Raw genomic sequence first — 20,850 nt, forward strand, 5'->3', positions numbered from 1 at the left:
ATCGCTGATATCTTCGAGTTCACTTCTCAGCACATGCCGAAGTTCAACTCAATCTCAATCTCGGGTTACCACATGCAGGAAGCTGGTGCAACAGCCGATATCGAAATGGCTTATACCCTGGCTGATGGTTTGGACTATATCCGTACCGGTATCAACGCCGGAATCGACATCGACGCTTTCGCACCTCGTTTGTCATTCTTCTGGGCTATCGGTATGAACCACTTCATGGAAATTGCCAAAATGCGTGCTGCACGTATGATCTGGGCGAAATTAGTGAAACAGTTCAACCCGAAAAATCCAAAATCAATGGCTTTGCGTACGCACTCGCAAACTTCAGGTTGGTCATTGACAGAACAAGATCCGTTCAACAACGTTGGCCGTACAGCAATTGAAGCGATGGCTGCTACTTTGGGTCACACTCAATCATTGCACACCAACGCACTTGACGAAGCGATTGCATTACCAACCGATTTCTCAGCACGTATTGCACGTAACACTCAGTTATACATTCAACAAGAAACTGAAATTTGCCGCGGCGTAGACCCATGGGCAGGTTCATATTATGTTGAAGCTTTGACAAAAGACCTGTACAATAAAGCATGGGCTTTGATCGAAGAAGTTGAAAAACTTGGTGGTATGGCTAAAGCCATCGAAACAGGTGTACCTAAAATGCGAATCGAAGAAGCTGCAGCACGTGCTCAGGGACGTATCGACAGTGGTACACAAACGATCGTGGGTGTTAACAAATACCGATTGGAAAAAGAAGATCCAATCGATATCCTCGAAATCGACAATACAAAAGTTCGTTTGTCTCAGATCGATCGCTTGAATAAATTGCGTGCTGAGCGTAACGAAGAAGAAGTACAACAAGCATTGGCTGCCATTACTAAATGCGCTGAAACCGGCGAAGGTAACTTGCTTGACCTCTCTGTAAAAGCGGCACAAAAACGTGCTTCATTAGGTGAAATTTCAGACGCCTGCGAAAAAGTTTGCGGACGTTATAAAGCTGTAATCAGAACCATTTCAGGAGTGTATTCATCAGAAAGTAAAAACGACGCAACATTCGTTGAAGCTCAGGATTTAGCGAAGAAATTTGCTGAGTTGGAAGGACGTCAGCCACGTATCATGATCGCTAAAATGGGTCAGGACGGACACGACCGTGGTGCGAAAGTAGTAGCAACAGGTTATGCCGACCTTGGTTTCGACGTGGACATGGGACCATTGTTCCAAACGCCGGAAGAAGCTGCCAAGCAAGCGGTTGAAAACGATGTTCACGTATTGGGTGTTTCTTCCTTAGCTGCAGGTCACAAAACATTAGTTCCTGCTGTTATCGAAGAACTGAAAAAATTGGGTCGTGAAGACATCATGGTGATCGCCGGTGGTGTAATTCCAGCTCAAGATTACCAATACTTGTACGATGCAGGTGTTGTAGCCATCTTCGGACCTGGTACCAGCGTTGCTGCTGCCGGTAAGAAAATCCTTGAGGTTTTACTTGCGGCTCACGAAGAGTAAGACTTGATTCCTTTAATTCACCGCATGACTTTAGGTCACCAGGTGAATCAACGATATTTAAAAGCCATCTCCATTTCGGAGATGGCTTTTTTTCTTAAAACATATATCCAATACTAATACCTACCATAAGTATTACCGAGTCTTCTGCAAACAGGTTAGGGGCGGATACATTAAATAGTGGTCCCATGTTAAAACGAGCCATAAAACCTTTAGCTGGGGAAAGAAGGCGAATCCCGACAGGGATATAACTAATGAACACATCCTCTGTGTTTGATCCACCTCCTGAGTAAAGAGTGGAAAAGTTTTCTTTGACATGGGTGTAAGTTAAGCTAGCTCCAAGTTCGAATGATACTTTGCGATCTTCACTAAAAATGTAGTTTACTTCAATTGGCACAGAAGTGATAGAAAGATCCCCGATAAGCCAGATATGCATTCCACCTACACCAGTACGAAAGCCCAAACCATCTAAATGATTTTTTCGAAAACGAAATTCGTAGTTTGCGGTTACTCCAATACCTGCTCCCCCTAATTCTAAGTAAAAACTTTGACTTCGGCCTTCGACTTTCAATTGTTCCTGAGCCGAACCATGACGGTGAACCATACAAAAGAATAAGATGCATAAAATCAGGATTGCGTTTCTCATTGGTGAAAGGTTCTGGTCTTCAGACAGACTGTTGTCAATAAATTTTGCTTTGCTGAGTTCTACGCTGGGGTTGGTAAAGAGTTTCTTTTGTTCAAATTGGTTTTCCAGAGATTAGTCCGGCACTTCATGGCCTTTCCCCGTGCACTTTTTCTCTGCCCGTACAGTTTAGACTAGCCAACATAGTTCAAATCGTTTCTGTGCATCCCGAATGTTTCCAGCGTAATTTTTAGTCTTCCCGTGTCGATTTTATGAATTCAGGGACGCTGTACGCGATTTTTGTATAAGGAGTCAGAAAAAGAGCACAGGACGAACAATTTGTACGCAGGAATGTCAACAAGTATACTGGACGTATGAAATTAGCGCTGGATTGTACAGGAAGTCACGGGATTGAAAAGAATGATACAGGGAGCGGTTAAAGATCGCTTTGTTGTCAATTTTTTGCGACGCGATTATCTCAATATCCTTCAATTGTGAATTTCTAATATCCATAAGATAGTGTATTGATTCGCAGATTGTTAAAATAAGACCAAAATATCTTTTATATAACATGTAACCTTGACTTCGGCATCCCCAGGTTGTACCTTCGTACATTGTCAATCAAAATCGTTTTTTATGGAAAAGTTCTTTAAAATTGCAGGATGGATGTTAGCAATGGTAATTCTGTTTGGATTACCCGCTTGCCAAAAGGATGCCGTGGAAGATAGTTCTTTTTTGAAGAGTGCATCCTTAGAACTGAAAAAGGCCGATATGAATGTCTTCTACAGTCCTACTCAGCCGCTTGGTGACGGAGTTATTAGAGCTTGGGTACAGGTTGATAAAATGGGAGATCCGATAGCTGTTGGTATTAATTTATCTGCCAAGGCCTTAATGGACTTACCGGATGAGGATGTTCAAATGGCTCTTGAACTACCTAAAACAAAAGGACATCATTTTTATACACACGCACTGGTTGATTGGAACTGGAAGGGACATGAACCGACGCATGTGTACGATGTGCCGCACTTCGATTTTCACTTTTATACCCTGAACAGCGAAGACCGTATGGCAATTCCGTTTAAGGATTCGACTTACATGGATCCAGCTCCGGCAGCAATGTATGTTCCGGAAAATTACATCGAGCTACCTGGATTAGTTCCTGCGATGGGAGCACATTGGGTGGATGTAAGCTCTCCTGAACTTCACGGAGTTCCCTTTACTTATACCTTCATTTGGGGATCCTACGATGGCCATTTCATTTTCTGGGAACCTATGATAACACGTGATTACTTGTTGGGTATGCCGGATGTTACAATCCCAATTACACAACCGACATCTTATGAGATGAGCGGCTGGTATGCGAAAGATTATGTGATTAAGTATTCTGAAAAGCCGGACATGTACACTGTTGCACTAACAAATCTGACGTATCAGGAAGGGGAATAGTAATTACTGAATTCAAAATAATAAAGCATATTCATTGGGTTTAACTGAAAAGCCACTTATTGCTTTGGCAGAGGTGGCTTTCTCTTTGTCGTATACGCTGAAGAAACGTTTACCGGCTAATCTTAAAAACCGGAGGATTTTTCAGGGTTTGATAGACGACACAGTATCGCTCGGTCAACTCGATTAGTTTATCCAGTTTTTCCGGTTCTGCATTCGTGTCCAGGTCGAAAAACAAGCGGATCTTGGAAAATCCAACCGGAACATCTTTCGAGACGCCCAGAGTGCCGCGGAAATCCAGGTCACCTTCGGCACGGACCACTGCATCTTTTAGGTCAACGCCAATTGCTGTGGCTACTGCATTAAGCGTTACACCTGCACAAGCCGTTAATGCTTCGAGTAGCAAATCACCAGAACACGCAAGCGTTCCATTTCCTCCGGTAGCAGGATGCAAGCCGGCGACCACCAGTGCTTTGCCGGTTTCAACTTTACAACTGATTCCATCGCTAATTCTGGAGCTTGCTTTTAAGGTAACTTGAGCAACTTCCGGTTTTTGGCGGTATTGTTTTTTTAGCGGGGCTTGCAGACTTCTTAATTCTTCAGCATTCATATTCGGATCTGTTAAATGTTCAGGTTAAAACAATGCCGGAACATGTTTATTAGTTCCGGCATTCTGGTTCCCTCTTCACATACCCATGCCCTTTAGGGCTTTATATTCTGATTCATTCGGAATGTATTTAGCGGATCATATTTGGCTTTTAGTTGTGCCAGTCGCTCATAGTTTATACCATAAGCGGCTTTTACACGATCTCCTTCTTCTTCCGTCATAAAGTTCACATAGGCTCCGGAAGAAGCATATGGTTGCGAGGCTTTGAAAAAATCGCGCGACCAACCAATACATTTGCTATCCTCTTCCGGTGTTTCCCACCGGCCGTGTACATTCATCACAAATTTCATATCACGGCTGCTGTAAGCAGTAGTATTGGCCGGTACTTCATTCATCTTCCCAGCAACGAGGCCAATAAATATCTCGCAATGAGGTGAAGGCATCCTGCCGGCATAATCAATCATGGCATCAAACAAGCCATCGGGTAGCTCGGTAAAGTTGTGGGACTTCCAATAGTTCCGGAATCCCGGTGTTAACAGGGGGTCGAAAGCTTGCTGCCAGTCGGTATAAGGTGCCATGCCAAGATGTTCGCCTATGGGATTACCAAAAGATCTTATTGGGTCTGCCAGCTTTGCGCCTTCCCCGGCATCCCCAAAATAACAAATAGCAGCTACTACAACCTCTGTTCCGTGTACTTCTTCCGGGAGAAAGGGTAGTGGTGGTGCCTTGCGCATAACAACCCAAGTATTAAATTCAGCAGGTGTTGACAGAATATATTCCCGATAATTGTTTAAAACTTGTTTTGCTTGTGCATAAGGGAATACCACTAAGCCTGAATACACCTCGGTGCCAACGTAGTGTAAATCGAATTCGAATTGTGTGACAATTCCAAAGTTTCCTCCACCGCCCCGGACAGCCCAAAACAAATCGCTGTTCTCAGATAAGCTCGCATGCAGGGCTTCCCCTTCCGCTGTTACTATATCAACCGATGCCAGGTTGTCAATCGTCATTCCGTGTTTGCGCGACAACCAGCCAAAGCCACCACCCAGGGTTAATCCGGCAATACCTGTTGTCGAGTTAATACCCACAGGAAAGGCCAGACCATAGGCTTGACAGGCTTTATCAACATCGCCCAGGGTCGCTCCGGGTTCAACATAGGCTTTCCGCTTGCCTGCATCGACGCGGACATTTTTCATCTGTGAAAAATCGACAACCAAGCCGCCGTCGCACAGCGAATTTCCTGCGATATTATGTCCTGCACCACGAATCGATAAGTCCAGGTCATTTTCCTTGGCATATCGGAGGGCCAATTGTGCATCAGTGGCATTGGCACATTGCACGATTACATTGGGTTTTTTGTCGATCATGGCATTCCAAATTTGTCGAACCTCATCATATTCCCGGTCCTGCGGCATTACAATTTTCCCCTTAACGTGCTGTTTGAGGTTTGTAATTGTCTGTGAGCTTGTTTCTTTCATCTGTTGTGTTTCAGTTGGTTAATGTACTGGTCGTTTGAAATCTTCACCAAACCATATCTCAGGTGTACTGTTTACACCCGCGTTCTTCATTGCATTCTTCAATTCCGTAGAATTGAAGAAATCGTTCGCTTCTTTTATCGAATTAAATTCGTGGGTAACAATTACTTGTTCGGGAGCATTAGGATCACGAAATACATGTTCTTCCACTACTCCTTTCCCTTTTGCTTCAGGCATAAAATCGTCGTAAACTGTTTTCCAACTTGCAAAGTCTTTAACTGAATGCCTTATAAAAGTGGTTATCATTTTACTGCAGTTTTAGGTTGAAAAAATGTGTTTGCAAATCCATCATTCCGGCATTACCGTATGATGTGTTTAGCGTAAAAACTTCCAGAACGTGTTGGGGTGAAGGTCGTTTGGGGTGTGGAATAACTGTCCGGAGTCTTTTTTAGGTTTTTGTGAAGAGAGCTTTTTGCTAGTTAACTCACTTGTTCTTCTTCGTGAATAAGGGATTTAACCTTTTGGACCAGTTCTTCATTAATTTCCATACCATGCACCTCATGGGCATGTTTTGCTACTTGGTTCATCAGATCTTCTTCTGATTCTGAGCGGGCAACAAAAGTACAGTCTATACCCGCATCACTACAACGTACTACTTTAACTCTTCCCATAATTAAATCCTCCTCAACTTTTGTGACTATGGGGCTTGGTTATCTTGCCTTGTTTAGGCAGGTTATTAGGTCTACGGGAGGAATCTAAATAAGATACTTTTGTCTTAAATTATTTCAAGGGAAAAATGAAAGAAAATTGTCAACCTTTCGATGGATTTCAGCCGGTTTCTATTCTACTTTATAGTTGAAAAAGCTGTTATCCTCATTGCCAACTAGCAAATTGAAATAATTATTAGCACGGCTCATGTAGCCAATGCTGAAATCAGTATTTCCCTGAAGCGGAAATCCATTATAAAGTTTACCATCCATATTAACCAGGTAAACCCGGTTTTCGCTATGGCATACGACGCCAATTTTTTTGGTGTTGTTTGTAAAGGTATAGATGTTTGGTCGGTTACTGATCGGACTTGGGAATTCGTGCTCCATCAGGTCTTTGCCTTTGTCGGTATAACAGGTTAGCTCTTTGCCGTCGGCGATGACAAAGTCTGATTGTCCGTCGTTGTTTAAGTCGTCAGCAACAAAGAAGTGATCTTTACTGAAATTGCCAAGGTCCACGGTTTTTGATTGCCCATTGAAATATTGGAGGTGGACCAGACCCTTAACATCGGTTGTGGCCAAGGCAAACTGTCCTGCTTTTACCAGGTAAAGCTGGTTGCCCGAGCGCTCGAAATTATCGGATGTTTTTACCCTGGTATTTCCCTGGCGATCTAAAATGTACGTTTTATAGCGATCGGCACAAACGATGTAATCTTTACCCTCAATCCGGACGTGCTGGATCGGGTTATTCACTTCACCGTCGGTTTTCATCGGTTTCCAACCTTCAACAATTCGGCCATCGCGGTTGTAGCAATAAATTTGTTTGTTTTGGCAAGCTACAAAAAAACGGTAATCGCGGTTGTTGTCGTAATCGAACATGGCAACACCGTTTGTTGCCGGCGAGCGGAAATTAATAGGGAAACGAGCAACGTGATTCCCGTTTCGATCGAGTAAGTACAACTTATCTTTGGTATTGAAAAGGTATTGCAACTTCCCGTTCCGGTAGTAGTCAACCTGGTACACATCTCCCAATATTTTTTCCGATAGCTTCACTTTCCATAATCGTACACCTTCTTTATTAATCAGGTAAAGGTTATTGGCATTGTCCTGTACGATAACTTCTTTATTTTGACGATCGTTGTGGTTGGTTACAATTTGAGGTTTAATCCAGATTGTGGTGTCCAGCTTGCTTTGCCAAACCGTTTGCGGATCGACCTTCATAACCGGATCGTAGCGGAGATACAGGTTGTTGAGGAACGCACCTGAATTGGACGAAATTTGCCAACCCAGTGCGTAGAACTTGCGGAACATATCTTCATGTCCTTTGACCGATGCAAAAGCTTCTTCATTTAAATAATAAGGACCCAGGTTGAAGGCTTTCGAAAAGTTGAGGTAGAAATAAACACTTGAACGAGACGTCATTTCATCCTGAAACTCCTGAAAGTGAATATCTTTTTCTAAGGTGGCCGACAGGACCAAATCGTGGATGTAGTTCTTTAACGCAGCTTCGTTATCCGAAAAAATCAGGTAATTGTCGTAAAAACAAAGATAGTTACAGGTAACAGCCGAGAAGACTTTACCGAATAGCAGGCTGGCCAGGTCGGGAATAGGAAACTCGTAAATAGGGTACACCACATCTTTTTGTAACTGGTACTTACTTTCGGTTTCAGCTAATGATTTTTTGGAAGCCTTGGCAAAATTTTCCAATACTGGTAATAATACTTCTTTGGTTGCCGACTGGCTTTTCACTTTTGCGATAAAGAAGCGGTTTTGTGTTGGGGCATTTTGCAATACAGAACCATAAGCCATGGCAAAGTCATTGTCCGAAATCTCTTCGAAAAGCGGGATAAGTGCTTTTTTACCTCCTTTTTCAGCAAGGGTAAGAGCTGTTTCCCGGTTGTAGAATTCTTTCCCGCCTTGTTTTTTTAAGAAAGCCACATAATCTTTCTGAAATTGGCTGAAGTTGTCCAGGTTGAAATTAATGAACATGCTGGTATTGGCCGATAATACCCGATCCATACGAAAGCGCTGGCCTTCCTGGTTTTTCAACACATTCAGGTAGTTATCGAACGTTTCTCCGGTCTGGCTGAAACCATTCATCCAGAACTGCGACTGCTTCATGTTCACATCCAGCTCGCTCCAATCGGAAAAGTTCGCAAACTGGCGGATTGTTTTCCGAAAGTCAGGTGCCACAAGTTTATCGAGAAGGATTGAAAGCTTCTTATGATTAACGAAAATATTACACGATGAACTGCTGTTGACTGTACTGTAAAGCTTTTTAAATTGGTCGAGGTTGTAGAGGTTTTCAGAGCGTACCTGGCGAATACCTTCTTCTACGAAAATTTCATTTCTGCTAAACATGAAAATACCCTTGGCCTCGGCAAAAGTATAGGTGCCTTCGGTGGTGGTAAACTGGTAAATCTCGTTGCTATCGTATTCTCGCTGACTTAATTTCCCTTTACCGGCTTGCTGTAATTGTTTAAAATAGCTGACCATTTGATCGCGCTCGGCCCGGTTATTTAAGCTCATGGCAAAAAATGCTTCGATTTCTTCTTTCCCTTCCGGGTTGAAGGCGACCAGCACCGACTTCGACTGAATGGCATCTCTCAGGTTTTCGTTTTCGGCCATCAGGTCTTCAATCGCATTAATATCTTTCCAAAACGGCTGCAAAAAGGTGGCTGTGCGTAGTTCTTCGACAACCGGATCGTTTCCCTGAACCTCTTTCAGCAAGGATCTTAATTCGGGAACTTCAATAATCAGGGGCGTACGCACCGGTATTGCCTGAAAAGCTGAATTCTCGGAATAAGCAGTTGATCGGTTGGCCAGAAAATACCAGGAGAGGCCCAGAATAACGATCAATACCAAAACAAGAGGGAGCAAAAACTTACGCATATCGAATGGCTTTTGTTCAAAAATAGGAAGTTTAGAAAGATTAATAAAGTAAAAGAGCTTCCTTAACTTAAGAATTACACAGAATTAAAGTGAAAGAAGCTCTTCTTACCAGTGAGTAGCGACCGTTTGTCGACTACTGACGATGCTTAATTTCGCTGGCCGGTACGATTTTATATAACTTATCCGATCGGCGTATTTTTTCGGGAAGTTTTACCGAGAATAGTTCGCCTTTTTTTGTTTCAGCTACTGGTTTCAAGTCAACCCGAATTTCTTCAATAACTGACTCAATGACACCAGAGCTCGGCCCGGTTACCAGAATCTTGTCACCTACTTTCAGGCTTCCGGTTTCCATTTTAAATTCAGCTACACCGATGTTGGGGAAGTAATTCATTCCTTTGCCAATGTATATTTTTCGCTCGGTTGCTAACGAGCCGTAGTTTTTGCTCCATTCACCCAGACGCTGTCCCAGGTAGTACCCATTCCAAAAACCCCGGTTGAAAACCGTTGTCAGTCTTTTATCCCAGTCGGCAATTTTTTCATCGGTAAATTCCTCGTCGAAGTATGCATCAACAGCTTCGTGGTAACATTCAACAACCGTTTTTACATATTCCGGAGCCCGCGCCCGTCCTTCAACCTTCAGTACCGACACACCGGCATCGAGTAATTTATTCAGGAAATGAATTGTTTTCAAATCCTTAGGCGACATGATATATTCGTTGTCGACTTCGAGCTCTGCTCCGGTATCGTTGTCGGTAACTGTGTATGAGCGGCGACAGGTTTGCATGCAACTACCACGGTTTGCCGAGCTGTTCATTTCGTGCAAACTCAGGTAACATTTACCGGAAACAGCCATGCAAAGTGCTCCGTGTACAAACATTTCAATTTGAACCAGCTGTCCTTTAGGGCCGCGAATATCCTGCTCCCGAATCTGGTCGCTGATGGCTTTCACCCTATCCATATCCATCTCGCGCGCCAGCACAACTACATCGGCATATTGCGCGTAAAATTTCACCGCTTCAATATTGGTGATATTCACTTGGGTTGAAATGTGCACTTCAACACCAATTGTGCGGGCATAGATGATGGCCGAAATGTCGCTGGCGATAATTGCTGAGATACCGGCTTCTTTGGCGGCATCAATCACTTCGTGAAGTTTTCCCAGCTCGTTATCAAAAATGATGGTATTGACAGTCAGGTAACTTTTCACCCCGTGGCTATGCGCTCGTTCGGCAATGGTCCGAAGGTCATCCAGGGTAAAGTTATTGGATGAACGTGAGCGCATATTCAGGCCTTCAACTCCAAAGTAAACTGAGCCAGCACCCGCTTGAATAGCTGCAGCCAATGACTCGTAAGACCCTACCGGGGCCATAATTTCAATATCTCTTCTCTCCATATTTTCAACTGAATCGGCCACAAAATTACATTTAATTTGAAGACAAGCCAAAGTCTTTTCCCGGGATGAACCAATCAGATTTGATTTTTAAAATCTGAAACTTAAAACCTGAAACCTGGAACTCATTCTCTACTGAGCCAGTGTGAAACGGAAACTCATACCGAAGCTGGTTGTTCTAGTTGGGAAAGAAGAGGAGGTGAATGGGTTGTTGACCACCTTGTCGTAATACAGTCGCAACTGGAAACGATCGCTCAGCATATAGTCGGCTGTTGTTTTGATGGTAACCTTTTTCTGTCCTGCGGTTAACTGGTTTTCTTCCTCTGAAAGTTTGCGCAACACTGTTTTGTTTTTCGCAAATGCTAAAGCGATATTGATGTTCAGGTCGTTTGAGTAGGCTTTTTGTCCGCTTTTCGACTTGATGATTAAGTCCATTCTCGGGAAACGATAGCCTAGTCCCATTGAAACTTCATTGCTGCGAACTTCAGTCAACTGTACGTTGGCAAAGTTAAGGCTTAGGTTTCGGGCACGATTAATCTGGAAGGTCGTTGAAAGGTCGTTTAACCAGGTAATATCAACATTGATTAACGGGTTGAAAAGCTCGGTAATGTTCACGGAAGCAATATCGAATTGAGGTACAAAGTTACCTGAGCTGTTGGTTACATAGCTCCAGCCATCTTCATACAATTGATCGTCGTAATTCAGGTTGGTTGCATAAGAGCCCACATTATAGGTTGAACGATACGTTTGGCTCAGGCTCATTGACTTCATCACTTTTTTAAGCCCTCCGATTTTGGAAACGACACCATTGTAGGTAACCCGCCAGTTTGGACGCATGTATTTTAATGAAGGGAATGGCTGCAGAGAAACCTTTTCCGCAGACTGCCCCGTGTAGGCTGCAATAAATGCCGGGATTAATACATCCTGCGAAGTTGGTCCGTAACCATACGGATACCCGGTTTCCGGATTGTCGCCAACCGGATTATAGTCCTCCGATGCATTTGGAATACGACGAGCTGCCAGTCGTTGTGCAATGACATACCGATTGTCGAGCAGATCCTGATAAGCTTTCGGAGGTTGTACGTCGGCTCCGCCCATTTTGCTAAAGGCTGTTCCCAAGGTATTGATCGACATGGTAAAACTACCGCTGATGGTTTGGCTCGTCGGGTTGAAGACATCGTCAATTGCATCATACAAGTAATATTCACTCATATTCTCCGACATGGAGTGTGAACCGGTCAGGTCAATGGATAGGAATGGCAAGGGTTCAATATTCGCACGGAAAGTCCAGGCTTTATTCGTTGTCATCAGGTAGGCGTCATTCAAGGTGGTATCCTTTGTTATCCATCCTTTTTCAGCTGCTTTTTGTGCAAAGGCATCGTCTTGCCATCCCAGTAGGAAGCCTAGTCCCGGAGCCGTTGATGATGCAATATTGCCGAATGTGGCTGCATCGGGGGTATAATGTCCTGCGCCAAAAATACTTGGTTCGGGCATAAATCCTGGCAGATAAGTACCATCCGAGGAAGTATAAGTTAACGACACATTTTTCACCATCATGGCTGTGCGTGCAGCATATTGACTAGCTTTATACAGTACACTGTTTTCAATTTTGCGTTTACCACTTACTTCAATGCGTGCTTTATCCAAATCAGTTCGGCTTTCAAAGCTTAGTCGGTTTTCATCCAATACCTTTGTAACACCTCTGATTTGCTGACCATCCTTGTTATACCCTTTTACCTGTACATCAGTTGTTTTCAGATTGTGCTCAATGACCAATGGTTTGCGTGCTTCCATGGTCAGCTTACCTTTCTTGTACGATACCTCTTTGATTCGGAAATCATTGTCTTTCTGGTTCCGGTTCGATGCAGCGTTTACCCGGCTGCGGGAGCTACGTGCCGAACGGGTACTGCTTCCAAACTTCTGGTTTACCTCCTTCAGGAAGTTCACTTTGTTGTAGAGATTCGTTAACGACAGTTGTCCGTTTCCTTGCACAATACGCGAGTTCTCAATCACGTTCCCCAGCTCTACTGTTTCGTCGGTAATTGAACCGGCCGTCCAGTCGTATAATGCCTGATATCTTCCGGTGGCAGTTACCCAGTTGAAAGCCGGAATTTTATTGATCGGGACCTGATAGGTCACATTCAGAGAGTGGTGGTAAAGAATCGGACGTCCCAGATCGAATAAATTCCGAAGGATCGAGTCCTTCTTCATCTGGTAGTCATCATCGGCACGGTTGATACGTCCTTCGGGCTCATCGATGCGTGCCGTTCCCTGGGATGAAAAATCGATCTTGAGTGAGCGCGTCAAGTTATATTTTAAGTCGAAGTTTCTACGCCACAGAAAATCTTTTTCGACAGTTAGCGGAATGATTACTCCCGGATCGGAAATATTACGCGACTGCACTTCGTAGTAATATCGGTACAATTCATTCCGGTAGGAGATTTGTGTCGGCATTAAATAAAAGTTGAAATCGCGAAGTAACCGGAAGGCATTTGCCCGCAGGAATTTCACCTTCTTGAATGGCTCGTAAAGTTTTGGGCGGGTGTTGAAGTTGTAATTCAAGGCCAACCGATAACTTTTTTCAATGCTGTATTGGGTGTTTATATCCCGGTCCTTTTGTTTGTTTAAAGCAAAGGAGGCCGAGAAGTTGGTTGGATCCCACAGACGTGGTTTCCCGGATTTGCTACTTTTGTCAACCTTTACATTATTCAGCACAACACTGGTTCGTTTCGAGTAATCCTGAACCAGCTTTTTCACCGAATCCCGTTCAGCCTTGGTGTTTAAGGTTGAATAGGTTTCCTTCATGGTAATGTCCGGATCAAGCGGGTTGTACTCGGGGTTACTAATCGATTTGGAGACTCCTACGTAGAGCGGAACTTTCACCTTGGCTTTTTCGGGGAAGAAACGTCCCAGGTCGAAATTTGACGAAATATCATATTGCATCAAATCCTCGGTTGATCGTTCTGACGCACTTTTGTCAATTGACCCGAAACCTGCAGATCGGTAGCTTCCGGCAAATGTTACGGTTCCCAAATCTGCCAGCTTTGTCGATACGCGGGTGTTGGCTGCCCAGCCACCGGAATTGCTCAGGTTGGTTAAACGAAGCTCGTTCACCCAAACATCAATCGATTTGGCAGGCATGGTTATGGTTCCCGATTTGTTGCGAATACCCATCATCATGACGGCAACATTTCCCAGGTTGGGGCTACCTTTAATTTTGATCAGGTTTTTGTCGTCGTTATATCCGGTGTGTACCTGCTCAAATATGTCGGTTAGCTGAACAGTCGAACCGGCAGCTCTCATTTCGGAATTTCGCTCAAGTTTGGTATCGGTAAATATCGAAAGGGGGATATCAATGCGGTTCTCGTCGGGCCAAACCAAATAGCGGTCGGTTTCAAGGCTATTGTTATAAACTCCCGGAGCTGTCAGCTTCAGCGGTAATTCATATTCGTAGTAGTTGTCGTTGTAGTCCGATCCCATCCGAATGAAGAAATACAGATCGTCGTCCTTTAACGCTTCGCCTTCAATCGCTTCTGCGTGAACTTCCAGTTTTAATCTCTTATAGGGGCGGAAGTCCAGGTTGATACTTTTGTAAGCTGCACGGGCATCACCTTGTTCCAGGTTTTGCACATCCAGGGTCATGGACTGTTCATTGAGTTGCAACAATTGTGCATTCGACGGGTCGATAACCCGGTCGATTTTTGGAGGAAGGACATAGTTCACGGGAGTCCGGTCACTATTCTCTTCAATATTAACAGCCGACACCGAGAAATTGGTATTTGTGCCAAGGTTATTACTGTTCTCTTCCAGGTCGTTGGTGTAAACTCTCCAGTCGGCCCGCACAAGGTCCAAAGTAGCAAAACGAAGTACAATCGGTTGATCGAAATTCTTCAAAAACATCCGCATAAATCGAATGGAACTGAAATCGGAAATCGAGCCAACAACTTCTTCCGGTTTTTTCACCGGTACCTTAAACTGGTACCATTTTACTGAGCTTGTTGTTCCGTTGGCCATCGTTACCGAAGCTGTTCGGACATCGGAGATATAGTTTTGACCTACTTGCATGTTATCAGGTCGCAAGCTGACGCGATACTGATAATAGCGTTCATATTCATTCAAAGTATTGTCCGCATTCACATCCTCAACATCGGGTAAGGTTGAAGCTGATGTTGTATAAGATTCCGGCGACAAGGATGCCGGAATGGAGTTTCCTTCCGGTCCGTTAAATTGCTTATAACGATCCAGAATTCCCAATTGCTCCTGGTCGTAATCGCTACCTCGGTAATAGTGGTAGTCATCACCAGCCGGGTCATTAAAGAATTCCTGGTAGGTGGTGGCGTTAATGACATTGCGTAAGTCCGTTAAGTAGCTGCTGAAGAAACTTTGCTCGTCAGTGTCTGATAAACCGTCAAAGCCAATATCTTGTTTGTAAATGATGTTGTCATCGGAAACGAAGCTTTTGGTAAGCTGTGTTTTTGTTGGTACACGCCCCCAAATTGTTGTATCAACTTCGGTCACTAAGTCAGTCTCGGGCAAGCCATTTTCAAAACTTTTACGGGAGTCCTTCAGAACGTCTTCGGAAATTTCACCCAAGTCGAAATAAAGATCACCGCCATCCATTGTTCCTGTGGTGTCGTTTACAAACGGGTCCATCACCCAAAATTCGATGTACTCGATATTGGCTGTCTCGAAGTCGGTTGTCGTAATCTTGCGCATAATACCACCCCAACGACTTTCGGGATTAGCCAGAGTACCATCAGAATTCAAACCCGCTGAATAAGAAGATGGTTCGGTGTCGAAGTTGTAAGGACCCCGTTCACTCGGATAATAAGCCAGGTTCAGAACTGAAATGTTGGTTGGCGTTCCGATCTCAGTATCTTTTTCCGGATAAATTTCTTGCTGGTAAACCTCACGTACCAAATGGTTCGATTGTTCGTCCTTGTTTTGTTTAATATTGGCTGGTGTTTGCGAAGTATTTCTCAGGAATAGCGGATCGATATTGTACCAGGCTAGTTTTGCACGGTTATAACCGTAAGCTAAATCGTCATCCAAATCACCTTCAGGGAACATCGATGGCTGATTTTGAGGTGTACTTGCCAGCATCCATGCCGAACGTGTTTTTAAGTCAATGGATGTTTTGGTCGACTCGAAGTCATCAATATAAACTGTTCCATCGGTTACTTTTGAGTTGCCAACGATCAGTTTGGCAACTTCTGCTTCAACAGCAACAGTCGATTTCTCCTTGGTATTGATGAATGGCAGCTTATCGACCAAATTGGTTAAAAACTGCGATTCGGTATTGTAATTCAGGTCTAACCCCAGCATGGTATTCGATACCGGTTCTTCCCCGTAAATTACTTTCTGCGTCAGTGGTCGTTCCTTTAGGTACAGGACAGTCCCGCCAAGGTTGAAATTATCGGAGAAGGCGTAGTTGGCATGTGTTCCCAGCAAAGTCTTCTGCTGAACAGAGAATAAATCTTGACTTTCTGTTGAAATTTGAAGCGATGTGCCCGATTCCAGATAAGTGGGATTGATGATTTTCACCCGTCCCAATGTATAATCAACCGTATAATCGAGTCCCTCAGTTAGGGTGATCCCACCAGCAGTAACTGTTACCGATCCCTGCGTCAGGTTAATGGTTCCAAGCGAAATCTCTGAGTTGGACGATCCGCTGTAACTTCCTTTCAATACAAATTTGTTATGCTCCGCATCCTGCTCGGCATAGGTGCGCAGGGTATCGTACAGGCTTTGGTAAGCGTATTTATCTTTGTAAGTGTCGGATGTAATTTGGTTGGACAGGTATTTGCCGAAGGGCTCCACTGAGGGGAAAATTATTCGCCCCGATGAAGACTGTACTGTTACACCATCAATATAGTCGAAAGCACCGTCGCTGCCCAGGTCGAGCTGAGAGTTCAGGTTATCCAGGTTCAAAACGTTCAACAAAATCTTCCCCTGTAAATTCGATTCAGGTAGGTAGTTGATCAGTGTTCCTGTTTTTTCGTTTTCATACAAAACGTTCAGCTTGAAGTCTTCATTGGTTAACGAATAAGCATTCAAACTGTAAATATTTTTCATCATCAACTTCCAGGTCGGCAAACTAGGCGTTTGGTTGGTGCCTTTCAGAAGCTTAACGACCAGGGTACTTGGGGCGTTTACCCCATCGGTTGAGAATTCTCCGACCTGATAAGTTTTGCCTTTAGCCGTATAGTTGAAGGCTACAGCCAACACCTCATCCGAGTTCAATGCTGTATTTAACGAGATATAGCCCAGCTTGGTGTTAACGGTATATTCTGAAGAACTCAGCAAGCGAGCCTGTTCAATTTTCTCAAAATCCTGTCCTCCTTCAAACCCGTAAGATGAAAATGTGCCAAGGGTTTTGGTTATTTGTGAAACATCGCGAATGTCTGCATAATTCGTGGTTAATTCCTGGTACATTTTGTTGGCCCCATTGTACGGATAAGTTTTATCGGGGTACACTTGTCCGCTACTTTCACCAAAGACAGGAACGGAGTTGTAAATATTCGGGTCGTGTTCGCCAAGGTCCATTAATGCCAGAATATTTCGAGACTCGTCGTAGTCGCCTGATTTATTGGTCACCCAAACTTCAATTTTGTTGATTGTAATGGCTGAGTTGATGACCGGTAGATTTTTTAAAGCCTCATCGTAATGATCCCGGAAATATTGTGAAAGGAAAAAGTGGCGGTTCGCATCGTAGTCTGAAGCCTGAATCTCGAAGCTGGTTGTTTGAGCACCATCTTCAATGTTGACAACCTTCGTTTCACCTTTACTTTGCGAGAATACAGTTGATAAAGACAACTTGCCAAACTGCAGATCGGTTTTCACCCCGAAAAGGTTGGTAGCTCCTGTAATTAAGGTTCCGTTTAGCGGGAGTGATACATTACCGGCTTCGATCTTCTTGATAATTTCGTCTTCATCACCGGAGTATTCGAGATTCATTTTATTCTCATAATCGAAGGTCGCTTCGGTGTTGTAATTTACCCGCATTCGCATTTTATCACCAATGCTACCGTTGACGCTCATCTGGATTTTTTGATCGAAATTGAAGGACGGTACCTTTCTTAGCCGTTCGGTAATTGACGGGTTTTGGGTTTCGTTCATCTGGTACCCGAAGTTCACTTCAACAAAGCCTTGAGTACGAATATCGATGTTATTTCCACCGAAGATCCGGTTGAACGCTTCTCCTCCAACTGACAAGCGAGGAATTAATCCACTGCGGGTCTCCTCGTAGCTTTCGCCTGATTTTTGACGCCAGTAGTTGCGGATTGAATTTTGAAAGTCGTAATGTACAAACTCTTCCAACGACATGGCTTTAGGAAGTCGATAATCCATGTCGCCGATCTTCTCGGTCATGATGTACTGCCCGGTCTCCGGATCGTAAGTCACTTCCTTCTTAATGTTGGACGGTTTTTTCAGGTATAGACCGGATTGGGAGCCTTCATCCTTGTAGTCGAATTCTTGTTGATCTTTGAATGGATAAATGAGTACGCCGGTTGTGTCTATTTCGAGCGTGTCTGTGGCAGTCGAATCGGTAGGTTGAACTAGCTCCGGATTGCGTTCAGACAGGCCATTAACAGGAACAGAAGTCCAGCCCATAGCCAGAACCCCTGAAAAAATAACTGTGATTAGCGAATTTTTCAGAAAAGTTTTCAATACCGCCGTATTCAATTGTTACAGGCTTTTTAAGGCCATCTTAATCGTTTGCTCGACGGTTATTCCTGGATTTGACTTGAAAATTTTGTCCAATTCCTTTTCCACGCTCTTGCGGGCAAACCCGAGCATAACTAAAGCAGATAACGCTTCATCGCGGATAGTATTGTCTTGACCGGTCATTAAAATTTGATCGGTGGCCGGTTGTTTCCCGATTTTATCTTTTAAGTCGATGATGACTCGTTGCGCCGTTTTAGCGCCAATACCTTTAATGCTTTTCAGTAAGTTGACGTTTTCCTCCAGAATGGCTTTCTTGATTTCCTCCGGAGTCATGGACGAAAGCATCATCAGAGCGGTGCTCGAGCCAATCCCGCTCACTGAAATAAGCAGACGAAATAATTCGCGCTCGCTGGCTTCAGCAAAGCCATAAAGAAGATGTGCATCTTCGCGAACAACCTGGTGTAAAAATAATTTGACTGATTGCTGCCCGTTGATGGCAGAATAGGTATTGAGAGAAATATGGAGAAAATAACCGATTGAACCTGCTTCAATGATTGCATTGGCCGGAGTTAAACCGGCTATTTTCCCGTTGATATATTCGTACATAATTTTTGAGAGATAAAGAAACTAATCCGAGTTGCACAAAACTGAGTTACTTTCTCTGTATTTCTTTTCTTAAGCTGCTAGTCTAACCGTTATAAGGTTGATTCATCTTCCGCAAAACCAACACTTTCGTCAACCTGGTTCGGGTTGATTTCATAGGTTTTCAGCGGGTTCTTGCTGATGTCTTTGTATAGCTCACGGTTTTTGTGCACATCAATTGCCAGGTAAAGGGCTTCGCGGAATGATTCGGGCGATGCTTTTCCTTCGCCGGCAATGTCGAAAGCAGTACCATGTGAAGGCGATGTACGGATCATGGGTAAGCCGGCAGTGTAGTTGACTCCGCGTTCGAACGAAATTACTTTAAAAGGCGTTAAACCCTGATCGTGGTACATGGCCAAAATGGCGTCGAACTTGGTATAATCGCCCGAGCCGAAGAACCCATCGCAAGGGTAAGGCCCGATGGCCAAAATTCCTTCTGCTTTAGCTTGCTCAATAGCCGGGATGATAATTTCTTTTTCTTCCGATCCCAATAAGCCTCCGTCGCCTGCGTGCGGATTCAACCCGAGCACAGCAATCCGAGGTTTCTTAATGCTGAAATCCTGTTCCATTGAAGCCGAGATAATCCGTAATTTACGTACAATTGCCTCTTTGGTAATCAGTGCCGGAACTTTAGTCAGCGGAATGTGAGTTGTTACTACACCAATCTTCATCATCTCGCTAACCATCAGCATAATGTAGTTGTTAGTGTCAAACTGTTCTGCTAAAAATTCGGTATGTCCCGGGAAGTTGAATTTTTCACTTTGAATGTTATCCTTGCTGATTGGAGCGGTAACCAACGCGTCAATTTTTCCGGCTTTCAAATCGGTCACTGCAGCATCTAATGCCATATATGAGGCTTCACCTGCAACATCCGAGATTTTTCCGAGCTCTACACGAATATTGTCATCGATGCAGTTGATGATGTTCGCTTTTCGCGGATCAGCTTCGTCAACATTGCGAATGCTGTTGAAGTTGAAATGTTCCATGTTTAACGCCTTACGGTGATAGGCTGCAACTTTAGGTGAGCCGTAAACAATTGGAGTACACATTTCGAGGATGCGCTGATCACTCAAAGTCTTCATGATCACTTCATAACCAATTCCGTTAATATCTCCGTGAGAGATGCCGATTTTTATTTTGTCTTTACTCATCGTGTTCTATTCTGGATTAAATACCTTAACATTTCAAGCGATCTTTTTGATCGTTCTTGCATCGGGTAAATTTAATGCATAAATCGAGTTAATCAAAAAAGAAAGATTCGTTGATTTTAAAGCTGTTTTTTTGGTTGGTAGAAGTTTAGATGTTGCAATTAAAATCGGTCTTGGTGAATTTTATCCCATTGCAAATCTTCAGTCGGAATTGTTTTTCGTTCCTGTGCGGGATAGCCAATGGCAATAATGCTCAATACTTTCTGATTAGACGGTATTCCCAGTTTTTCCTTGACATATTCCTCAGCAGTTGTTGTGTCATTGTGTTCCCGGTCCCGGATTTGTACCCAGCAATTTCCCAAACCCAAGGATTGAGCCGTAAGTTGAAGGAAGATAGAAGCTACAGAGCAATCTTCAATCCAGGCTTCGGTTTTAGTATCGTCGGCCATGACCACAACAGTCAGTGGTGCCGATTCAAGGAGTTTGCTTCCGAAGGGTTTTGCTGCTGCAAGCGATTCAATAGTCGCTTTGTCCTGTATGAAAATAAATTCCCAGGCATTGGCACTTTTCGATGCTGGCGAGCGCAAGGCTGCCTCCTGAAGTAACTTTACTTTTTCCTTCTCAACCGGTTGTTCTGTAAATTTCCGGATGCTGCGTCGCTGGCGGATAATATCGATCATGGTGTGTTATTTTGTGTGTTGAATGAGCAAAACAAACACATTTCACGCATAAATCCATAGATCGACC

Annotated in this window: 13 protein-coding genes; 2 read left to right on the top strand and 11 right to left on the bottom strand. The window is 43.9% G+C overall.

All coding sequences use genetic code 11. The features are described from left to right. On the top strand, positions 1-1,512 hold a 1,512-nt coding region (gene scpA / locus AC37HE_RS05640; protein WP_500781815.1), incomplete at its 5' end, for a methylmalonyl-CoA mutase. 94 nt (positions 1,513-1,606) lie between these two features. Here scpA and AC37HE_RS05645 read toward each other — a convergent pair. Beyond that, a complete protein-coding gene (locus AC37HE_RS05645) occupies positions 1,607-2,155 on the bottom strand; it encodes a hypothetical protein (protein WP_500781816.1) in 549 nt (182 codons plus the stop codon). 612 nt (positions 2,156-2,767) lie between these two features. Here AC37HE_RS05645 and AC37HE_RS05650 point away from each other — a divergent pair. Then, the gene (locus AC37HE_RS05650) at positions 2,768-3,577 is read left to right on the top strand and encodes a hypothetical protein (protein ID WP_500781817.1); all 810 of its coding nucleotides are present in this window, start codon (positions 2,768-2,770) and stop codon (positions 3,575-3,577) included. Between the two features lie 109 nt (positions 3,578-3,686). On the opposite strand, the gene AC37HE_RS05655 is transcribed toward AC37HE_RS05650, so the two are convergent. The 10 genes from AC37HE_RS05655 to AC37HE_RS05700 all read right to left on the bottom strand — a co-directional run bounded on the left by AC37HE_RS05655 (position 3,687) and on the right by AC37HE_RS05700 (position 20,783). After that, positions 3,687-4,184, bottom strand: coding sequence for an OsmC family protein (locus AC37HE_RS05655; protein WP_500781818.1), 498 nt, complete (start codon positions 4,182-4,184; stop codon positions 3,687-3,689). 92 nt (positions 4,185-4,276) lie between these two features. Continuing rightward, positions 4,277-5,659, bottom strand: a complete 1,383-nt coding sequence (locus tag AC37HE_RS05660; protein ID WP_500781819.1) for an FAD-binding oxidoreductase — start codon at positions 5,657-5,659, stop codon at positions 4,277-4,279. A gap of 18 nt (positions 5,660-5,677) precedes the next feature. Beyond that, positions 5,678-5,962: a hypothetical protein gene (locus tag AC37HE_RS05665; protein ID WP_500781820.1), complete on the bottom strand. Its 285-nt coding sequence runs from the start codon at positions 5,960-5,962 to the stop codon at positions 5,678-5,680. A 173-nt stretch (positions 5,963-6,135) separates the two neighbouring features. Next, positions 6,136-6,327 carry a DUF1059 domain-containing protein gene (locus AC37HE_RS05670; protein WP_500781821.1) on the bottom strand — a complete coding sequence of 64 codons (192 nt, stop codon included), beginning with the start codon at positions 6,325-6,327 and terminating at the stop codon, positions 6,136-6,138. A gap of 168 nt (positions 6,328-6,495) precedes the next feature. Next, positions 6,496-9,255, bottom strand: a complete 2,760-nt coding sequence (locus AC37HE_RS05675) for a hypothetical protein (protein WP_500781822.1) — start codon at positions 9,253-9,255, stop codon at positions 6,496-6,498. A gap of 133 nt (positions 9,256-9,388) precedes the next feature. After that, positions 9,389-10,648: a peptidase U32 family protein gene (locus AC37HE_RS05680; RefSeq protein ID WP_500781823.1), complete on the bottom strand. Its 1,260-nt coding sequence runs from the start codon at positions 10,646-10,648 to the stop codon at positions 9,389-9,391. 129 nt (positions 10,649-10,777) lie between these two features. Further along, positions 10,778-18,316 carry a T9SS outer membrane translocon Sov/SprA gene (gene sov, locus AC37HE_RS05685; protein ID WP_500781824.1) on the bottom strand — a complete coding sequence of 2,513 codons (7,539 nt, stop codon included), beginning with the start codon at positions 18,314-18,316 and terminating at the stop codon, positions 10,778-10,780. 18 nt (positions 18,317-18,334) lie between these two features. Next, on the bottom strand, positions 18,335-18,919 hold the full coding sequence (gene ruvA, locus AC37HE_RS05690; RefSeq protein WP_500781825.1) for a Holliday junction branch migration protein RuvA: 585 nt from the start codon (positions 18,917-18,919) through the stop codon (positions 18,335-18,337). 89 nt (positions 18,920-19,008) lie between these two features. Beyond that, on the bottom strand, positions 19,009-20,106 hold the full coding sequence (pdxA, locus tag AC37HE_RS05695) for a 4-hydroxythreonine-4-phosphate dehydrogenase PdxA (RefSeq protein WP_500781826.1): 1,098 nt from the start codon (positions 20,104-20,106) through the stop codon (positions 19,009-19,011). A gap of 158 nt (positions 20,107-20,264) precedes the next feature. Beyond that, the gene (locus AC37HE_RS05700) at positions 20,265-20,783 is read right to left on the bottom strand and encodes a nitroreductase family protein (protein ID WP_500781827.1); all 519 of its coding nucleotides are present in this window, start codon (positions 20,781-20,783) and stop codon (positions 20,265-20,267) included. Positions 20,784-20,850: the final 67 nt, after the last annotated feature.

Source organism: Mangrovibacterium sp. (genome assembly GCF_059905295.1).

Coding starts and splice junctions, on each gene's coding strand:
- AC37HE_RS05645 (WP_500781816.1), bottom strand. CDS start 2,155: ATGAGAAACGCAATCCTGATTTTATGCATCTTATTCTTTTGTATGGTT.
- AC37HE_RS05650 (WP_500781817.1), top strand. CDS start 2,768: ATGGAAAAGTTCTTTAAAATTGCAGGATGGATGTTAGCAATGGTAATT.
- AC37HE_RS05655 (WP_500781818.1), bottom strand. CDS start 4,184: ATGAATGCTGAAGAATTAAGAAGTCTGCAAGCCCCGCTAAAAAAACAA.
- AC37HE_RS05660 (WP_500781819.1), bottom strand. CDS start 5,659: ATGAAAGAAACAAGCTCACAGACAATTACAAACCTCAAACAGCACGTT.
- AC37HE_RS05665 (WP_500781820.1), bottom strand. CDS start 5,962: ATGATAACCACTTTTATAAGGCATTCAGTTAAAGACTTTGCAAGTTGG.
- AC37HE_RS05670 (WP_500781821.1), bottom strand. CDS start 6,327: ATGGGAAGAGTTAAAGTAGTACGTTGTAGTGATGCGGGTATAGACTGT.
- AC37HE_RS05675 (WP_500781822.1), bottom strand. CDS start 9,255: ATGCGTAAGTTTTTGCTCCCTCTTGTTTTGGTATTGATCGTTATTCTG.
- AC37HE_RS05680 (WP_500781823.1), bottom strand. CDS start 10,648: ATGGAGAGAAGAGATATTGAAATTATGGCCCCGGTAGGGTCTTACGAG.
- ruvA (WP_500781825.1), bottom strand. CDS start 18,919: ATGTACGAATATATCAACGGGAAAATAGCCGGTTTAACTCCGGCCAAT.
- pdxA (WP_500781826.1), bottom strand. CDS start 20,106: ATGAGTAAAGACAAAATAAAAATCGGCATCTCTCACGGAGATATTAAC.
- AC37HE_RS05700 (WP_500781827.1), bottom strand. CDS start 20,783: ATGATCGATATTATCCGCCAGCGACGCAGCATCCGGAAATTTACAGAA.